At 73.0% G+C, this 16,246-nt stretch carries 13 protein-coding genes and 1 pseudogene; 5 read left to right on the top strand and 9 right to left on the bottom strand.

The window, feature by feature from the left end; genetic code table 11:
- Positions 1-26: 26 nt before the first annotated feature.
- Together OG381_RS08550 and OG381_RS08545 are read left to right on the top strand one after the other, a co-directional pair.
- Positions 27-1,520 carry an FUSC family protein gene (locus OG381_RS08550; protein WP_327715520.1) on the top strand — a complete coding sequence of 498 codons (1,494 nt, stop codon included), beginning with the start codon at positions 27-29 and terminating at the stop codon, positions 1,518-1,520.
- A gap of 166 nt (positions 1,521-1,686) precedes the next feature.
- Complete coding sequence (locus OG381_RS08545) at positions 1,687-2,712, top strand: lactonase family protein (RefSeq protein WP_327715519.1); 1,026 nt, start codon at positions 1,687-1,689, stop codon at positions 2,710-2,712.
- Positions 2,713-2,801: 89 nt separating this feature from the next.
- Here the strand turns inward: OG381_RS08545 and OG381_RS08540 are convergent, their stop codons facing one another.
- The 4 genes from OG381_RS08540 to OG381_RS08525 form a co-directional block, all read right to left on the bottom strand.
- A complete protein-coding gene (locus tag OG381_RS08540; protein ID WP_327715518.1) occupies positions 2,802-3,722 on the bottom strand; it encodes a sirohydrochlorin chelatase in 921 nt (306 codons plus the stop codon).
- Between the two features lie 119 nt (positions 3,723-3,841).
- Complete coding sequence (locus OG381_RS08535) at positions 3,842-4,828, bottom strand: N-acetylglucosamine kinase (RefSeq protein ID WP_327715517.1); 987 nt, start codon at positions 4,826-4,828, stop codon at positions 3,842-3,844.
- Between the two features lie 20 nt (positions 4,829-4,848).
- Complete coding sequence (locus tag OG381_RS08530) at positions 4,849-5,526, bottom strand: uracil-DNA glycosylase (protein WP_327715516.1); 678 nt, start codon at positions 5,524-5,526, stop codon at positions 4,849-4,851.
- Positions 5,527-5,598: 72 nt separating this feature from the next.
- A complete protein-coding gene (locus tag OG381_RS08525) occupies positions 5,599-6,684 on the bottom strand; it encodes a WD40/YVTN/BNR-like repeat-containing protein (RefSeq protein ID WP_327715515.1) in 1,086 nt (361 codons plus the stop codon).
- A 224-nt stretch (positions 6,685-6,908) separates the two neighbouring features.
- Between OG381_RS08525 and OG381_RS08520 the strand changes: the two genes are divergently transcribed.
- Entirely contained in the window at positions 6,909-7,508 is a 600-nt protein-coding gene (locus OG381_RS08520; RefSeq protein ID WP_327715514.1) for an Rv1733c family protein, read from the top strand.
- Between the two features lie 11 nt (positions 7,509-7,519).
- Here the strand turns inward: OG381_RS08520 and OG381_RS08515 are convergent, their stop codons facing one another.
- Both OG381_RS08515 and OG381_RS08510 read right to left on the bottom strand, forming a co-directional pair.
- A complete protein-coding gene (locus OG381_RS08515) occupies positions 7,520-9,523 on the bottom strand; it encodes a HEAT repeat domain-containing protein (RefSeq protein WP_327715513.1) in 2,004 nt (667 codons plus the stop codon).
- Between the two features lie 121 nt (positions 9,524-9,644).
- Positions 9,645-11,285 (bottom strand): DNA alkylation response protein, encoded by a 1,641-nt coding sequence (locus tag OG381_RS08510; RefSeq protein ID WP_327715512.1) that lies wholly within the window; start codon positions 11,283-11,285, stop codon positions 9,645-9,647.
- A 65-nt stretch (positions 11,286-11,350) separates the two neighbouring features.
- Between OG381_RS08510 and OG381_RS08505 the strand changes: the two genes are divergently transcribed.
- Positions 11,351-12,082, top strand: coding sequence for a PaaX family transcriptional regulator C-terminal domain-containing protein (locus OG381_RS08505; RefSeq protein ID WP_327715511.1), 732 nt, complete (start codon positions 11,351-11,353; stop codon positions 12,080-12,082).
- A gap of 64 nt (positions 12,083-12,146) precedes the next feature.
- Here the strand turns inward: OG381_RS08505 and OG381_RS08500 are convergent, their stop codons facing one another.
- Both OG381_RS08500 and OG381_RS08495 read right to left on the bottom strand, forming a co-directional pair.
- On the bottom strand, positions 12,147-12,950 hold the full coding sequence (locus OG381_RS08500) for a pectate lyase (RefSeq protein WP_327715510.1): 804 nt from the start codon (positions 12,948-12,950) through the stop codon (positions 12,147-12,149).
- A 30-nt stretch (positions 12,951-12,980) separates the two neighbouring features.
- A pseudogene (locus OG381_RS08495) lies at positions 12,981-13,170 on the bottom strand (pectate lyase); the annotation flags it as partial.
- Positions 13,171-13,447: 277 nt separating this feature from the next.
- Here OG381_RS08495 and OG381_RS08490 point away from each other — a divergent pair.
- A complete protein-coding gene (locus OG381_RS08490; protein WP_443061884.1) occupies positions 13,448-14,800 on the top strand; it encodes an extracellular catalytic domain type 1 short-chain-length polyhydroxyalkanoate depolymerase in 1,353 nt (450 codons plus the stop codon).
- 278 nt (positions 14,801-15,078) lie between these two features.
- Here the strand turns inward: OG381_RS08490 and OG381_RS08485 are convergent, their stop codons facing one another.
- On the bottom strand, positions 15,079-16,158 hold the full coding sequence (locus OG381_RS08485) for an NADH:flavin oxidoreductase/NADH oxidase (RefSeq protein WP_327715508.1): 1,080 nt from the start codon (positions 16,156-16,158) through the stop codon (positions 15,079-15,081).
- Positions 16,159-16,246: the final 88 nt, after the last annotated feature.

The raw sequence follows: 16,246 nt of genomic DNA, 5'->3' as shown, positions 1-16,246 counted from the left end.
GGGATATGAGCAGGGGGCGGACAGCAGTGCTGAAGAGGGTGTTCATGGCCCCGGACCCGGGGCGCGTAAGGCTGCGCTTCGCCGCGCGGGCCGTGCTCGGCATCGGGCTCGCGGTCGCCGTCTGCGGCCTCGCCGGACACTCCCTGGTCGGCGCGGTCACCGGCGGCCTCGCCGCGCTGCTCGCCCTGTTCACCGTCACCGACGCCACGGTCCGCGCGCAGGCGGTCACCACCGCGCTGCTGCCCGCCGTCGGACTTCCCGTGCTGGCCGCAGCGGCCGCGCTGCACGACCTGCCCGTCGCCCGCGATCTCACCTTCCTCGCCGTGATCGGCGCGGGCGTGTACGCGCGCCGCTGGGGCCCGCGCGGCCACAGCCTCGGCGTGTTCGCGTTCATGACCTTCTTCGTGGCGCAGTTCCTGCGAGCCACCCCGGACCGGCTGCCCGAGCTGTACACGGCCGTCCTGCTGTCCGTGCTGATCGCCGCCGCGGTGCGCTTCGGCGCCTGGTGCTACGAGCGCCGACTGCCGCCGGCCCCCGTGCCCGCACCGCCCGCCGGTACCGGCCTCGCCCGCGTGACCACCCGCCAGGCGGTGCAGGCGACCGCAGGCGCGGCCCTCGCGCTCGTCGTGGGCCAGCTGGTGTCCCCGGAGCGCTGGTACTGGGCCGTCGGCGCGACCTGGTGGGTCTTCGTCAACACCACCTCGCGCGGGGAGACCCTCGTCCGCGGCTTCCGGCGGGTCCTCGGCACGGTGATCGGCCTCGGCCTCGGCCTGCTCGTCGCCGTTCCGGTGGCGGGCTCCGCGGTGCCCTCGGCCGTACTCCTCGCCCTGTGCGTCTTCGGGATCTTCTACACGGCCGCGGTCTCGTACACGTGGATGATGCTCTGCGTCACCGTCCTCGCCGAGCTGCTCTACGGCCTCCTGGGCCTGCTCACCCCCGCTCTGCTCGCCCTGCGCCTGGTGGAGACCGGTATCGGGGCGCTCGGCGCGATGCTCGCCGTGCTGTTCGTGCTGCCGGTCAGCACCCACACCACCACCGACGCCTGGATCCAGCGCGCCCTGCGCTGCGTCCACGCCTGCACCGCCGAGGCCGCCGCCCGCCTGCGCGGCGTGCCGGGCGCCGACCCGGCCCCGCGCGTGGCCGAACTGGAGCAGCTGCTCGGCCGGGTACGGCTGTCCGTCGCACCGCTGGTGCACCCGCTCAACCCGATGCTCGGCCGCAAGCGGCGCGCCCGCCGGGTGCTCGCCCTGCTGGACGACTGCGCCCGCGAGGTCCGCGGACTGGTCGCCGTCGCCGCCGACGCCGAGGCCTCGCACGACGCCCGTCTCGCCGCCGCCTGCTGGCGGGTGGAGACCGCGGTGGAGGCGCTCACCGGGGGAAGGCGCGAGGACGTGGCGCGGGTGGACGGTCCGCCCGCCGCGGAGCCCGCGCTGGCCCATCTCCACGGTCTGGAACGGGCCCTCACCGAGCTGGCCACGCCCCTGCGGACGCCGTCCGGGTCGCCCCTGGTCGGAGCCTGACCCGCCGTTGGTCCCGTACGGGAGTCGCCCGCGGGCCGTCGCCACTTCCGTCGCGGGTTCATGAAAGTTGTGGAAAGTCGAGGGGGCCGTCCCCCATTTGGTCTAGACCGTTGATGATCCGCTGCTACGGTCGCCCCGAACGGCACAGGACCGAGAGGGGACAGCGGTGGCAGAACGGCAGCGGAGGGCCTTCATCGGGTCGTTCACGGCGGCCGGGGGCCCCGGCATCGTGACAGCCGTGGTGGACCCGGACAGCGGCGCCCTGACGCCCCTGAGCAGCGTGGACCGGGTCCCCGACCCCGCGTATCTGGCCCTGGCGCCCGACGGCGGCACGCTCTACGCGGTCAGCGAGACCGCCGACGGGGCGGTGGCCGCGTACCGGGTCACCGGCGACAAGCTCGAGCCGGCCGGCGCACGGGTGCGGGTCGGCGGCGACGGGCCCACCCACCTGGGCCTGTACGACGGGCACGTCCTGACCGCCAACTACGGCTCCGGCAGCGTCACGGCCGTGCCCCTCCGCCCCGACGGCACCCTCGCGTCCGCAGCCTCCGGCGTGCTGCGGCACACCGGCTCGGGCCCGCACGCCCGCCGCCAGCAGGGCCCGCACCCCCACCACATCCAGGCCGACCCCAGCGGGCGGTGGGTCGTCACCCTCGACCTCGGCACGGACTCGGCGCGGGTGTGCACACTCACCGGCGGCAGCCCGGTCCTCCATCGCGAGATCGCCCTGCGCCCCGGCTCCGGCCCCCGCCACCTGGCCTTCCACCCGGACGGCGGGTACGCCTACGTGCTCAACGAACTCGCCCCGACCCTCACCGTCTGCCGCTGGAACGCCGCCGAGGGACTCCTGGAGCCCCTCACGGAGGCCCAGGTGCTCCCGGGGGCCCCGGCCGGCGACGCCTACCCGTCGGGCGTCGTCGCCGCACCCGACGGCCGCTTCGTATGGACCGCCACCCGCGGTGAGGACGTCCTGTCCACGTTCGCCGTCGAGGGAGAGCGACTGCGGCTCGTCGGCACCGTCCCCTGCGGCGGCCACTGGCCTCGGGCGCTCGCCGGGTCCGACGGCTTCCTCTACGTGGCGAACGAACGCTCCGGCGACGTGACCTGGTTCGCGGTCGACACGGAGACGGGACTGCCGCGCCGGAGCGGCTCCACGGAGCTGCCCGCCGCGTCCTGCGTGGTCCTCGGCTGAGCCCCGCCGGACCTCCCGGCAACGCCGAAGGGCCCGCTCCCGCGCCGGGAGGGGCCCTTCGGCATGTCTTACGGTGGTCAGGCGCGACGTCAGCGCGTCGGCGCGCCCTGCGGCTGCTGCGGCGCGATGCCCAGCGCCGTCGTGTATTTGGCCAGGGCCAGCTTGCCGATCGCCGGGTAGGGGCCGAGCGCCTCGGCGGCCGCACAGCCCGCCTCCTTGGCCGCCTCCCCGATCAGACCCGGGTCGATCTCCGGCCCTATCAGATACGGCGCCAGCGCCAGGTTCTGCGAGCCGGAGCCGCGCAGCTGGTCGGCCACCGAGGCGATCGAGCCCTCCTGGTCGAGCGCGGCGGCCATCACCGGCACGGCGAGGCGCGCGGCGAGCAGCATGCCGGTGATCCCGGCCGCCTGCACCGCCTCGTCACCGCCCACGGAGGCCAGGATGATGCCGTCCGCGGCGGTCGCCACGGTGAACAGCCGGGCCCGGTCGGCACGGGCCAGACCGGCCTCCGACAGACGCACGTGCAGCGCCTCGGCGAGCAGCGGGTGCGGGCCGAGCACATCGGTCAGGTCGGCCGCGACACGGCTGTCCATGACGGCCTGGCGGACGACCCGCAGCAGCGCGCTGTCCGGACCGGCCAGCAGCGGCACGACGACGGCGACGGGGCCCTCGGGCTCCTTGACGTCCACACCGGCGGCCCTGGCCTGCTCGAACCGTGCGGCGCGCTCCTGTGCGGTGTGCGTGAGCACCGACTGGAGCGTGGGGAACTCCGCGTCGTCCCCGTCGAGGTATCCGATCCGGGCGTCCAGGCCGGGGAGCTCGGAGCGGGCGATGCTGACGACCTCTTCGGCGAGGCTGCGCGTGGCGGCGCTGGGCGTTCCCGGCACGGCGAGAACAAGCGCGGGCGCGCCCTCGGGAGCCGCCAGCGGCTCGGGACGGCGGTGCCGTCCGGGCTGGCGGGGGCGCGGCATTCGTACTGGCAGGCCGGCGGGCCCAGTGGGGGAGCTCATGGCGCCGCATGTTACTGGCTTACTGGGCTTCCCTGTTCGGGGAGGGTGCAGGTGAGCGGTATCCGTCCGGTTTTGTCTGATGAGTTACGTACGGATCGGAAGCGGCGGCCGTGTCTGGATCAGTCGCTCGTTCCGGTCACGACGTACAGCATCGCCCTGTCACCCGGCAGAGTGAGCGCCCCCGTCGCGAGGTCGGTCGCGATCCGCACGGACCCGTGCAGCGGATCTCCGGCCGCCGGCACCCGGCGTGCGTGAGGCAGCCGTCTCGCCAATTCCTCCTCCAGGGGTACGAGAAGGGGGGCGCCGATCTTGAACAGGCCACCGGTGAGGGCGACATCGGGCGTCCCCTCGGCGGGGCAGACGGCGGCCGCGGACTCGGCCATGTGCCGGGCGGCGGTACGCAGGATGTCCGCGGCGACGGGGTCGTCCGGGGCGCAGGCGGCGACGTGGGGGACGAAGGAGGCGAGGACGGCGGGACGGTCCGGACGCGGATAGAGCAGCCCGGGCAGTCCGGGCATCGCCCCGAACAACTCCTCGGCCCGGGCCAGCAGTCCGGTCGATCCGCCCGGCCGCCCGTCGTAGGCACGCAGCGCGGCCTCCAGGCCGGCCCGTCCGATCCAGGCGCCACTGCCGCAGTCACCGAGGAGATGGCCCCAGCCGTCCGCACGGCGCCAGCGCGTCAGATCCGTCCCGACGGCGATCAGCCCGGTACCGGCGGCGACGACGGCACCGGGCGCCGACCCGAGGGCACCCGCGTAGGCGGTGACGGCGTCGGCGACGAGAGCGACCCGCCCGGCTCCGAACTCCCGCCCCAGGGCGTCCGGGAGCTCGGCACGCAGGGCCTCGCCGAGGGTGCTGAGACCGGCGGCCCCGACGACGGCGGTGCGCAGTCGGCCGACACCCGTCCGCGCGGTCAACGTCCGCACCATCGGCACCAGTTGTTCCATCAGGTGTCCGGGGTCGATGCCCCGCGCCCCGGTGCGCACCGGTTCCCGTGACTCCCGCTGCGCCAACGCCCCGCGCCGCACCGTCCCGACGACGGCCCGCAGCCCGGAGCCACCCGAGTCGACGGCGAGGAATCCGGAGTCGCCGGCCGGGGGAGCCACGGGCGAGGCCCCCGCCCCGGTCACGGCAGGCGCCAGTCCACCTGCTCTCCGCCCTGCCCGACCAGCAGGTCGTTGGCCCTGCTGAACGGACGGGAGCCGAAGAAGCCGCGGTCGGCCGACATGGGGGAGGGGTGGGCGGACTCCACGGACGGGAGGTTGCCGAGGAGCGGGCGGAGGTTGCGGGCGTCGCGGCCCCACAGGATGGACACCAGCGGCTTGCCGCGCGCGGCAAGCGCCCGTATCGCCTGTTCGGTGACCTCCTCCCAGCCCTTGCCGCGGTGCGCGGCCGGCTTGCGCGGGGCCGTGGTGAGCGCCCTGTTGAGGAGCAGCACGCCCTGCTGGGTCCATGGCGTCAGATCGCCGTTGGACGGCTGGGGCAGGCCCAGGTCCGTGTTCAGCTCCCGGTAGATGTTGATCAGGCTGCCGGGCAGCGGCCGCACCTCCGGCCCCACCGAGAAGCTCAGCCCCACCGCGTGTCCCGGCGTCGGATAGGGATCCTGTCCGACGATCAGGACGCGGACGTCGTCGAAGGGCTGCTGGAAGGCCCGTAGGACGTTCGGCCCGGCCGGGAGATAGGTGCGTCCCGCGGCGATCTCGGTCCGCAGGAAGTCGCCCATCTCGGCGATGCGTCCGGCGACGGGTTCGAGGGCCTTCGCCCAGCCCGGTTCGACGATTTCATGCAAGGGTCGTGGAGCCACGGCGTCACCCTACTGCCGTACGGATAGCGGTGATCAACCGGTGGCCAAAGCCCGGCCGTCCCCCCTCATGACTCATCCGACCACCGCGGCCCGCACACACAGCACGTCCGGCAGATGCGACGCGAGCTGCCGCCAGCTGTCGCCGTCGTCGGCCGATGCGAACACCTCGCCGTTGCGGTTGCCGAAGTACACACCCGCCGGGTCCGCGTCGTCGGTGCACAGCGCGTCCCGCAGCACCGTGCCGTAGTGGTCCTCCTGCGGCAGCCCCGCCGAGAGCGGCTCCCAGCTCTTGCCCGCGTCCGCCGTGCGGAAGACCCGGCAGCGGTGGTCGGCCGGGACCCGGTCCGCGTCCGCGTTGATCGGGAAGACGTACGCCGTGTCCCCGCGGTGCGGATGCGCCGCCGCCGCGAAACCGAACGTGGACGGAAGCCCCTCGCCGATGTCCGTCCAGTGCGCGCCCGCGTCGTCGCTGCGGTACACACCCCAGTGGTTCTGCAGATACAGCCGGTCCGGGTTCGCCGCGTCCCGGGCGACCTTGTGCACGCACTGGCCGAACTCCGGGTCCGGATCGGGCAGGAACACCGCGGAGACACCGGAGTTGGAGGGGGTCCAGCTCGCCCCGCCGTCGGTCGTTTTGAACACCCCGGCCGTCGAGACGGCGACCGTCACGGCCCGCAGGTCCCGCTTGTCGGTCAGGACGGTGTGCAGCCCCTCACCGCCGCCGCCCGGCACCCACTTGGACCGCGTGGGGTGCTCCCACAGCGGGCGGACCAGCTCGAAGGTCTCGCCGCGGTCCTCCGAGCGGTACAGCGCGGCCGGTTCCGTGCCCGCGTACACCACGTCCGGCTCCGCGGCCGCCGGGTGCAGCTGCCAGACCCGCTCCAGCGAAGCCCCGGTGTCCTTGGGGAACTTGACGGCCGGCTGGGCCGGCTCGGTCCAGCTGCGCCCCAGGTCGTCGGAGTGGAACACGGAGGGGCCCCAGTGCGCGCTGTCGCCGCCGGCCAGCAGCCGTGGTCGCTCGCCGCGGGTGTCGATCGCGACCGAGTACACGGCCTGTGCGTTGAAGTAGGGACTCTCGTCGAACTCCCAGGTCCCACCCCGCCTGCGCCCGATGAACAGACCCTTGCGGGTGCCCACGGCGAGCAGTACCTCGGTCATGCCGACCACCTCCATGACGTCGTTGTCCCGGATATCGGCCAGTCTGCACCCCGGCACTGACAGTCACCCCCGCAAACCGCTCCGCCGCAGGTCAGGGGCGAGTCAGAGCGGGGACGGCAACCGCTTGCGGGAAGCCGTGCGCCGGTCCGTGAGCACCGGGGAGCCGTTCCCCGTATGGAAAGGCGGTCCGGCATGTTCGCGCGTTCACGAGGAGGAAGCCTTCGATGGCGTTGCGTGGTTCGAAGGTGTGGTCATGGCGCTGGCGGCGCAACCCGCTCAAGCGCCGCGCCGACAAGGTGGAGGCCTGGGTCGTGCTCGGGGTCTGGCTGCTCACCGCCCTCACCGGGGTGCTCGCCGGCATGGGCGCCGCTCGCTCCGTCGAGCACAGCCTGGCCCGCGAGCGTGTCGAGTGGCGGCAGGTCGAGGCACGGCTCGTGGAGGAGGCGCCCGGGACGTTCGCCGGGCAGACGGGGACGGCGAGCAGCGACCAGGTGTGGGCGGAGGTGCGTTGGGCGGCGGCGGACGGCTCGTCCCACACCGGCCAGGTCCGCGTCCGCCCCGGCAGCCCCTCGGGCACCACGGTCGGCGTATGGACGGATCGGGAGGGCCGGCTGGTCACCCGCCCGGCCACCGCCTCCCAGGCTGCCCTGCGCGCCTCCCTGATCGGCGTCCTGGTCGGGGCGAGCGCCGCCTTCGTGCCCTTCGTCGCCGGCCGCATGCTGCGCGGCCGCCTGGAATGCCGCCGCATCGATCAGTGGGACGCAGAGTGGGAGCGGTTCGGGCCGATGTGGAGCGGGCGGCGGGCCGAGGGCGGCTCGTGGTGAGGAGGCCGCGCCTACGCGTCCCTCAACGTCTCCCGGCACAGGTCCAGCAGTCGCTCGTCGGTGAAGACGTCGTGCATGCCGTATCCCTCGGGTGCCGTGTGCCGTCGTGGGGCGGCCAGTTCGGTCCGGAGCAGGTCATGCAGGGCTGCGCCGTCGGGGCCCATGGCCGCGACGCACTCGGCGACGGGGACGCGGGTGTGCACATTCCGGGCCCACGCGTCGCGCAGCACCGGCAGGGCGAGCTCCGTATCACCCGCGATCCGCCACAGCGCGCACGCCACCGACTTGCGCTCCCACGGGTGCGACGCTCCGATCCGCCGCCGCAGCCCGTCGACCGCGGGCCCGGCCACCGGTCCCATCCCGGCGAGTACGTCGGCCGCGGCCCAGGGCTGACCGGGGCCCTCACCCTCCAACGCCCGCAGGAGAACGGGCAGGACGAGCTCGGCATCCCCCTCGACAGCCCACAGTGAAGCCGCCGCCGCGACCGCGCTCTCGCTCTCCAACAGCCCCCGGACCACCGGTATCGCCTCGCGCGCCGCGGCCCCGAATGCCCCGAGCGTGCGCAGCCCTTCTTCCACCAAGGTGTCCCTCGACCGGTGTTCCTGCGGCGTCCCGAGCAGCAGCCGCAGCACCAGCGGCACGCTGTCCCGGTCGTCGAGTTCCCTCAGCGCCATCAGCAGCGGACCGGCACGGTCGTAGGTGTCCGACGCGTCGAGGGGGACGTTCGCGAGCCTTTCCCGCAGCGCGGGCGCGAGCGGGGCCGCGGCCCGCCCCAGGTGCCGGACGACCCGGCCCAGCTCGTCGGGCACGTCGGACCCCGCGAGCACCTCGCCCAGGACCGGCACCGCTCGTGGATCCCCGCACCTGGCCAAGGCCTTGAGCGGCCCGCCCAACCACGAAGGGCTGCGCTCGAAGGGCTGCACCCACAGATCGGGGCGGCGCGTCACCAGCGCGGCGAGGTCGTCGGCGGCGGGTGCGGCCAGTTCGAACAGGCCTTCCAGGACGGACGTCGCGGCTTCGAGCAACCGGCCCTCTTCGGTGCCCAGTTGGGCCCCGATCAGTGCGACGGGTTCGCTGTGGTCGCCGCGCCACTCGCCGATCAGGCCCATCGACATCCACACGGCGTTGCACCGGTCGGTCGCGTCCGGGCTGGTCAACTGGCCCTTGAGCAGGGCGATCCGGTCGTCCACCCGGCCGCCCAGCGCGGTGTGCAGGGTACGCAGCAGCTGAGATCCCTCCTCGTCCGAGGGGCGCAGCCGCCGCAGCCGGCCGACCAGTGTGTCCGTGTCCGGACGGACGGGTTCGCCCGGTGCGACGGGCCGGTGCGCGGACCGCTCCCGGAGCAGCGCGACGACCGTGGGCACCAGGTCGGCCGGGAGCCGGTCGGGAGCGCAGCCCGCGAGCTGCCCGAGCGCGGCCAGCCGCAGCCCGGGGCCGAACGGCGGTGCGCTCTGGGCCTCCAGGAGGCGGACGGCCTCCGCCGCGTGCCCGGGGTGGTGGCGGGCGAGGAACCCGAGCGCCTCGGCCAGCGCGAGGAGCACCCGGTCGTCCCGCTCCACCCTGATCCGCTCCCGCAACAGGCCCAGCACAGGTGCCGGTTCGCCGAGGAACCGCACGACGGCGCCCGCGGCGGCCCCGCGCACCGCGGCGTCCGGGTCACCGGTCAGCCGCTCGAAGACCTCGCCACCCGACCGCACGGCCGTCCTGGCCGTGGCGTACGGGCCGTCCTCGGGCACCTCGCCGTCCCCACCGATGCTGACCAGGAGCTCCACGATCCCGGCGCGCTCCTGCACCTCCTCCCGCGCGGCGAGTGCGAAGAGGAACGGCACGCAGGCGAGTGTCGAGTCGTACACGTCTCCCTGGTGGTGCACGGCCCCGTACATCCCGTCGAGCGCGATCTCCCGCTCGGCGGCGTCCGCGGAGGCCAGCCCTTTCAGCAGGCCGGGCACGTCCTCCGCGCTGCCGTACGCATGCCGCATCGAAGCCCAGTCGACCTCGTCGATCCCCGTGAACACGCTGTCCTCCCCCATGCGAACGCCAACTGATCGGAGTCTGCACCACGGCACTGACAACGAAGCGGAATCGCGGGGTGACTGTCTGCCAACGGCCCTACGGTGGCCGGTCGTTGCTGTCCGGTCAGCCTTCCTCGGGCAGCGCACGCCCCAGGATCGCGCCCAGGCCGGCCGTGTCGGGAAGCGTGCCGAACGCGTGCCCCCAGTCACCGCCGAGGCGGGTCGCGCAGAAGGCGTCGGCGACCGGGGCCGGGGCGTGGCGGACCAGCAGGGAGGCCTGAAGGGTCAGCGCCATCTGTTCCACCAGGCGCCGGGCGCCGCTCTCGGACGCGGAGGCCAGCAGCCCCCGCAACCGTGCCACGGCCGCGTCCAGGCGGGCGTCCGCCCCCTGCGCCAGGGCGAGTTCGGCGAACAGGGCGTCCGCCGTGCCGGGCTCCTTCACCAACGCCCGCAGCACGTCGAGGGCGTTGACGTTCCCCGAGCCCTCCCAGATCGACAGCAGGGGAGCCTCGCGGTAGTGGCGGGGCATGCCCGACTCCTCCACATAGCCGTTGCCGCCCAGGCACTCCAGGGCCTCCGCGGTGAAGGCCGGGCCCCGCTTGGTGACCCAGTACTTGCCCACGGCCGTCGCGATGCGCCGGAAGGCCTGCTCGCCCTCGTCGCCGCGCACCGCACGGTCGGCGGCCCCGGCCAGCCGCAGCGTGAGCGTCGTCGCGGCCTCGGACTCCAGGGCCAGATCCGCGAGCACGTTGCGCATCAGCGGCTGGTCGGCCAGCCGGGCACCGAACGCGCTGCGATGGCGTGCGTGGTGGCCCGCCTCGACGAGCGTCTTGCGCATCAGCGTCGCCGACATCATCACGCAGTCCAGACGTGTGCAGTTGACCATGTCGATGATCGTCTTGACGCCCCGCCCCTCGGGCCCGACCAGCCAGGCGACGGTCCCGTCGAACTCGGGCTCGGAGGAGGCGTTCGACCGGTTGCCCAGCTTGTCCTTGAGGCGCTGGATGCGGAACGTGTTCCGGCTGCCGTCGGGCAGGACGCGCGGCACCAGGAAGCAGGACAATCCCTCCGGTGCCTGTGCCAGGACCAGGAAGACGTCGCACATCGGCGCCGACGTGAACCACTTGTGCCCGCGCAGCGTGTAGACCCCGGGCTCGGCGGTGGGGGTGGCGGTCGTGCTGTTCGTGCGGACGTCGGAGCCGCCCTGCTTCTCGGTCATCCCCATGCCCGCCAGCAGACCGCGCTTCTCGGTGGGCACCCGCAGGACCGGGTCGTACTCCCGGGCGGTCAGCAGTGGTTCGTAGACCTTCGCGAGCTCCGGCTGGTGTCGCAGGGCCGGGACGGCGGCGTACGTCATCGAGGTCGGACAGCCGTGCCCGGCGTCGGTGTGTCCCCAGGCCAGGCCGCCCGCGGTACGGGCGACATGGGCGCCCGGCCGGTCGTCGGCCCAGGGCGCCCCGGCCTGTCCTTCGGTGACCGCGACCCGCATGAGGTGGTGCCAGCTCGGATGGAACTCCACCTCGTCGACGCGGTGCCCGTAGCGGTCGTGCGTGCGCAGCACGGGCTCGTGGCGGTTGGCGAGCTCGGCCCACTCCTGGGCCTCCGCGCTCCCGGCCAGCCGCCCGAGCCGCCGCACGTCCTCCTCGGCCCAGCCCGCACCCTCGCGGCGCAGCCCCTCCAGCAGGGCCGTGTCCTCGGACGCGTCGTACGGGGCCAGGGGAGGGGGTTGATTGGTGACGTCGTGCGTCGCGCTCGTGGAGTCCATGGACCGAGTGTTGCACTATCAGTGCGACCGCAGCAATCATGCAATACGGCATACAGTACGTGACCATGCGGACGAACATCACGGTGCGGCCCGACGAGCTGGAACTGCGCCCGCTCTCCGCACGCTCGGTCGTGCTGAGCCTGCTGCTGGGGGCGCATCCGCCCGAACTGCCGGTGAAGGAGCTCGTCCGCCGCGTGGAGCCCTTCGGTGTCGGCGGCTCCACCGCGCGGGCCGCGCTCAGCCGGATGGTCGCGGCCGGTGACCTGCGGCGCACGGACACCGTGTACCGGCTCAGCGACCGGCTGCTGGACCGTCAGCGGCGCCAGGACGACGCCGTGCATCCCCGCACGCGCGCGTGGAGCGGCGACTGGGAGATGCTCGTGATCACCGCGACGGGACGCGGCCCCGCCGAGCGGGCCGACCTGCGCACCCGGCTGACCGCGCTCCGGCTCGCCGAGCTCCGCGAGGGTGTCTGGCTGCGGCCCGCCAATCTGCGCCGCCCGCTGCCGGACGACCTCGCGCAGGTGGCCGAGCGCTGTACCGCCCGCCCGGACCGCCCCGCGGGCGAACTGGCCGCAGCTCTCTGGCCGCTCGACGCCTGGGCGGCCACCGGCCGGGCGCTGCTCACCCACGCGGCCCGCGCGGATCAACCCGCGGAGCTCTTCACGGCCTTCGCGGCGGTCGTACGGCATCTGCTCGCCGATCCCGTCCTGCCCGGCGAACTCCTGCCCGGCGGCTGGCCGGGGGAGGCCCTGCGCGCCGCGTACGCGAACTACCGGCGGGAGCTGGGCACATGATGCGGCGGCCGTGCGAAGCGCCGTGCGGGGGACGCTTCGTACGGCCGCCTTCACCGTGGGGGGACTACTTGTAGGTGATGTCCGACGTCGCGTACTTGCAGTAGGTGCCGTCGGGGTTGGTGCCGTTGGTGGTCGGCTCCTTGCCCGAGTTGTTGCCGATGTACTTCTGGCACGGGATGATCTTCTTGCTGGTGTCCCCGACGATCGTGATGCCCCGCAGGGTCGCGCTGTCGCCGTAGTTGGTGTTGATGCCGACGAGTTTGCTGCCCTTGTAGGTCGCCTCGATGGTGTTGAGGTTGATCGTCCGCTTGTACTGCGTGGAGCAGTTGCCGCAGGAGCGGACGAAGGTGCCGAAGTTCTTCACGGCGAAGTTGGAGACGTTGAGCGTCCCGGCGCCGTTGAACTGGAACACCTTGTCGCTGGCTTCCTTCGCGCCACCGCCGGAGATGGTGTAGACGTTCGACGACGAGGAGCCGCGGAAGGTCGCCGCGTCCTCGCCGACGTCCTCCCACCAGACGTTCTGCAGCGTGCAGCTGCCCGAGCAGTGGATGCCGTCCGCGGCGGGAGCGCCGATGATGACGTTCTTCAGGACGGTGCCGGCCGCCAGCTCCAGGATCGGGCCCTGGTCCTCGTCCTGGTTGTCACTGCCCAGGGCGCCCGAGCCGTACAGGCGCTTCATCCCGTAGTCCTTGGTGCCCGACAGCTGGATGGTCGAGGAGACGGCCTGGCTGCCGTTCGCCGTCGGCCAGGTCGCGGCGCTCGCCGTCGGCGCACCCACTGTCGTGATCATGACAGACGAGAGGCCGAGTGCGGTCAGCGCGCCGGTCAGTGCGCGCCTGCGGGTGCGCGGTAGTGCTGGTGAAGTCATGTCCCGATGCCTTCTTCCAGTTGGGGGGTGTCAGAGCCTTGCGGCGCCCGCGCCGGACGTCACCGAGGTGACGGCCGTCGAGGCGGGCTCCGCGGTGCAGCCGTGGGGCGGCGCGGTGAACGTGCCGACCCGGGAGATCTCGGTGGCGGCCCCGCCCGAGATCGTTGCCGCGCAGATTCGCGTGACCGTCCACGTCACTGCCGCGGTTCGTGGTGACGGAAGTGAGCGCGAGTACGCATGTGGGGTGCGTCCCTTCGGCCGGGCTTACTCGAACATGTACGTGAACATCGTTCGCGAATCTAAACAGCGGTGTGCGGACATTGTGACCTTCAGAGCCTGTCGTTCAGCCCGTTGGTCACGCTGCTGAACGGAACGTAGGGGGCAAGCGCTTTCTAGTCAACGCTTTGCGCACAACGGATTGCGTCGGCAACAGGGTGCGTGGGAGCGCTTCCATGGCGGCCATGTGCATGTCACCATGCCTGTTACTCCCCTCAGCGATGCCCCCACGAGCCGCCATCACGAAGGGATCCACCGTGTCCGCCACTGCCGGCACCCCCGCGAGGAGACCGCTGCGCGCGGTCCTCGTCGCGCTCCACGCACTGCTGGTGGCGTTACTCGCCGCCGGCTTCCTCGCCGCCCCGCAGGCCTCCGCCCGCGAGGAGGCCGCCCCGACCGCGACGCTCACCGAGATCACGAACTTCGGGACGAACCCCAGCAATCTGCAGATGTACCTGTACGTCCCCGAGAGCGTCACCGAGAACCCGGCGATCGTGGTCGCGGTCCACTACTGCACCGGTTCCGGCCCGGCGATGTACTCGGGCACCGAGTACGCCTCGCTCGCCGACCGGTACGGGTTCATCGTCGTCTACCCGTCGGTCACCCGCTCCAGCAAGTGCTTCGACGTCGCCTCGCCCCAGGCGCTGCGGCGCGGCGGAGGCAGCGACCCGGTCGGCATCAAGTCCATGGTCGACTGGACCGTCCGCGCGTACGACGCCGACACCAGCCGCATCTTCGCCACCGGCATCTCCTCCGGCGCGATGATGACCAACGTCCTGCTCGGCGACTACCCCGACGTGTTCGCCGCGGGTGCCGCCTTCTCGGGTGTGCCGTTCGGCTGCTTCGCCACCACCGACGGCTCCGAGTGGAACAGCGCCTGTGCCCAGGGCACCGTGATCCACACCGCGCAGGAGTGGGGCGACATCGCCCGCGCCGCCTACCCCGGTTACACGGGGCCCCGGCCGCGCATGCAGGTGTGGCACGGCACCGAGGACGACGTGCTGCGCTACCCCAACTTCGGCGAGGAGATCAAGCAGTGGACGAACGTCCGCGGCGTCAGCCAGACCCCCGCGGCCACGGACACACCCCAGTCCGGCTGGACCCGCACCCGCTACGGCGGCACCGGTGACCAGGCCCCGGTGGAGGCCATCAGCCTCCAGGGCGTCGGCCACAACCTGTACGCCTGGGGCATGGCGGCCCGAGTCCTCACGTTCTTCGGTCTCGACAGCGACGGCCCCGCACCCCAGCCCCCGGCCGGGCCCTGCAAGGTGAGCGTGACCACCAACGCCTGGAGCACCGGGCTGACCGCCTCGGTGACGATCACCAACACCGGCACGAGCGCGCTCAACGGCTGGCAGCTCGGCTTCACCCTGCCCACCGGCCAGACCATCACCAACGGCTGGAACGCCACCTACGCGCCGGGCTCCGGCACGGTGACGGCGACGAACGCCTCGTACAACGCCACGCTCGCCCCGAACGCGAGCGTCAGCATCGGCTACCAGGCGACGCACACCGGCAACAGCGCGGCGCCGGGCGCGTTCACCCTCAACGGAACGGCCTGCACGACCGGTTGACGTCCAGCGGGGCGGCCGGAGCTCTCCGGCCGCCTTCCGGCGGTTCAGTACGGCAGCAGGCGTCCCGAAGGTGTCCTGCGGTCGATCTTCTCGTCCCGGGGGGCCGCGGGTCGGCGGCTGACGCGGATGCGGGTCTGGCGGCTCATGGCGCCCTCCTGACGTTCGATGCCGCCAGCCTTGCCGCCGGGAGCCCCCGGCGCATCGTGCCTCCGGAGACACCGACCCCGATCTTCCGGGAGTACACGCCGGGGGCGCCGTACTCCGGAGGGAGGACAGGCTCAGACCGACCGGTGGTACTGGTCCGGCACCCGCACGTCCCCGCCCAGCTCCCGCGCCGCGTGCCGCGCCCACGACGGGTCGCGCAGCAGCTCACGGCCCAGCAGTACCGCGTCCGCCTCGCCGTTGACCAGGATCTTCTCGGCCTGCTCGGGCTCGGTGATCATGCCGACCGCGGCCACCGGCAGCGAGGTCTCCGCCTTCACCCGGGCGGCGAAGGGGACCTGGTAGCCGGGGCCGGTCGGGATGCGGACGCCGGAGGCGTTGCCGCCGGTGGAGACGTCGAGGAGGTCGATGCCATGGGCCCGGAGGTCGGCCGCGAAGCGGACCGTGTCGTCCGCCGTCCAGCCGCCCTCCTCCAGCCAGTCGGTCGCCGAGATACGGAAGAACAGCGGCTTGTCGTCCGGCCACACCTCCCGTACGGCGTCCACGACCTCGAGGGCGAAGCGGGTGCGGTTCTCGTACGAGCCGCCGTAGGCGTCCGTGCGGTGATTCGAGTGCGGGGAGAGGAAGTTGCTGATCAGATAGCCGTGGGCGCCGTGGATCTCGGCGACTTCGAACCCCGCGGCGAGAGCGCGGCGGGCCGCGTCGGCGAACTGGCCGACGATCTCCTGGATCTGAGCGGTCGTCAACTCGGTCGGCACCGCGTGCCGTTCGTCGAAGGCGAGCGGGCTCGGCCCCAGCGGCTGCCATCCGTACCCGTCCGTGCCGAGCGGCGCGCCGCCCTTCCACGGCCGGTCCGTGGCCGCCTTGCGGCCGGCGTGTGCGAGCTGGATGCCCGGCACGGTGCCCTGGGACACCAGGAAGCGGGTGATCCGGCGGAACGCCTCGACCTGGGTGTCGTTCCAGATCCCCAGGTCGTACGGGGAGATCCGGCCCTCGGGGCTCACGGCCGTCGCCTCGATGATGATCAGGCCCGTGCCGCCCGCCGCGCGCGCCGCGTAGTGCGCGAAGTGCCAGTCGTTGGGCGCCCCGGTCTCCGGGCCTTCGGGGGCCGCGGAGTACTGGCACATCGGCGGCATCCACACCCGGTTGGGGATCGTCAGATCGCGCAGGGTGTAGGGCTCGAAGAGGGCACTCACGGCGGGCTCCAATCGTCACGGGACCGAGCGGTCGACTCGTACGATAGGCATCGTAGTACGTAAGGTGTCAAACTACGAGAGGTCTCGT

Origin of the sequence: Streptomyces sp. NBC_00490 (genome assembly GCF_036013645.1) — a bacterium.
In the GTDB taxonomy this organism is placed as follows: Bacteria; Actinomycetota; Actinomycetes; order Streptomycetales; family Streptomycetaceae; genus Streptomyces; species Streptomyces canus_F.
Note: the sequence above shows the minus strand (reverse complement) of the source record. Positions and strands in the feature narration are given on the sequence as shown.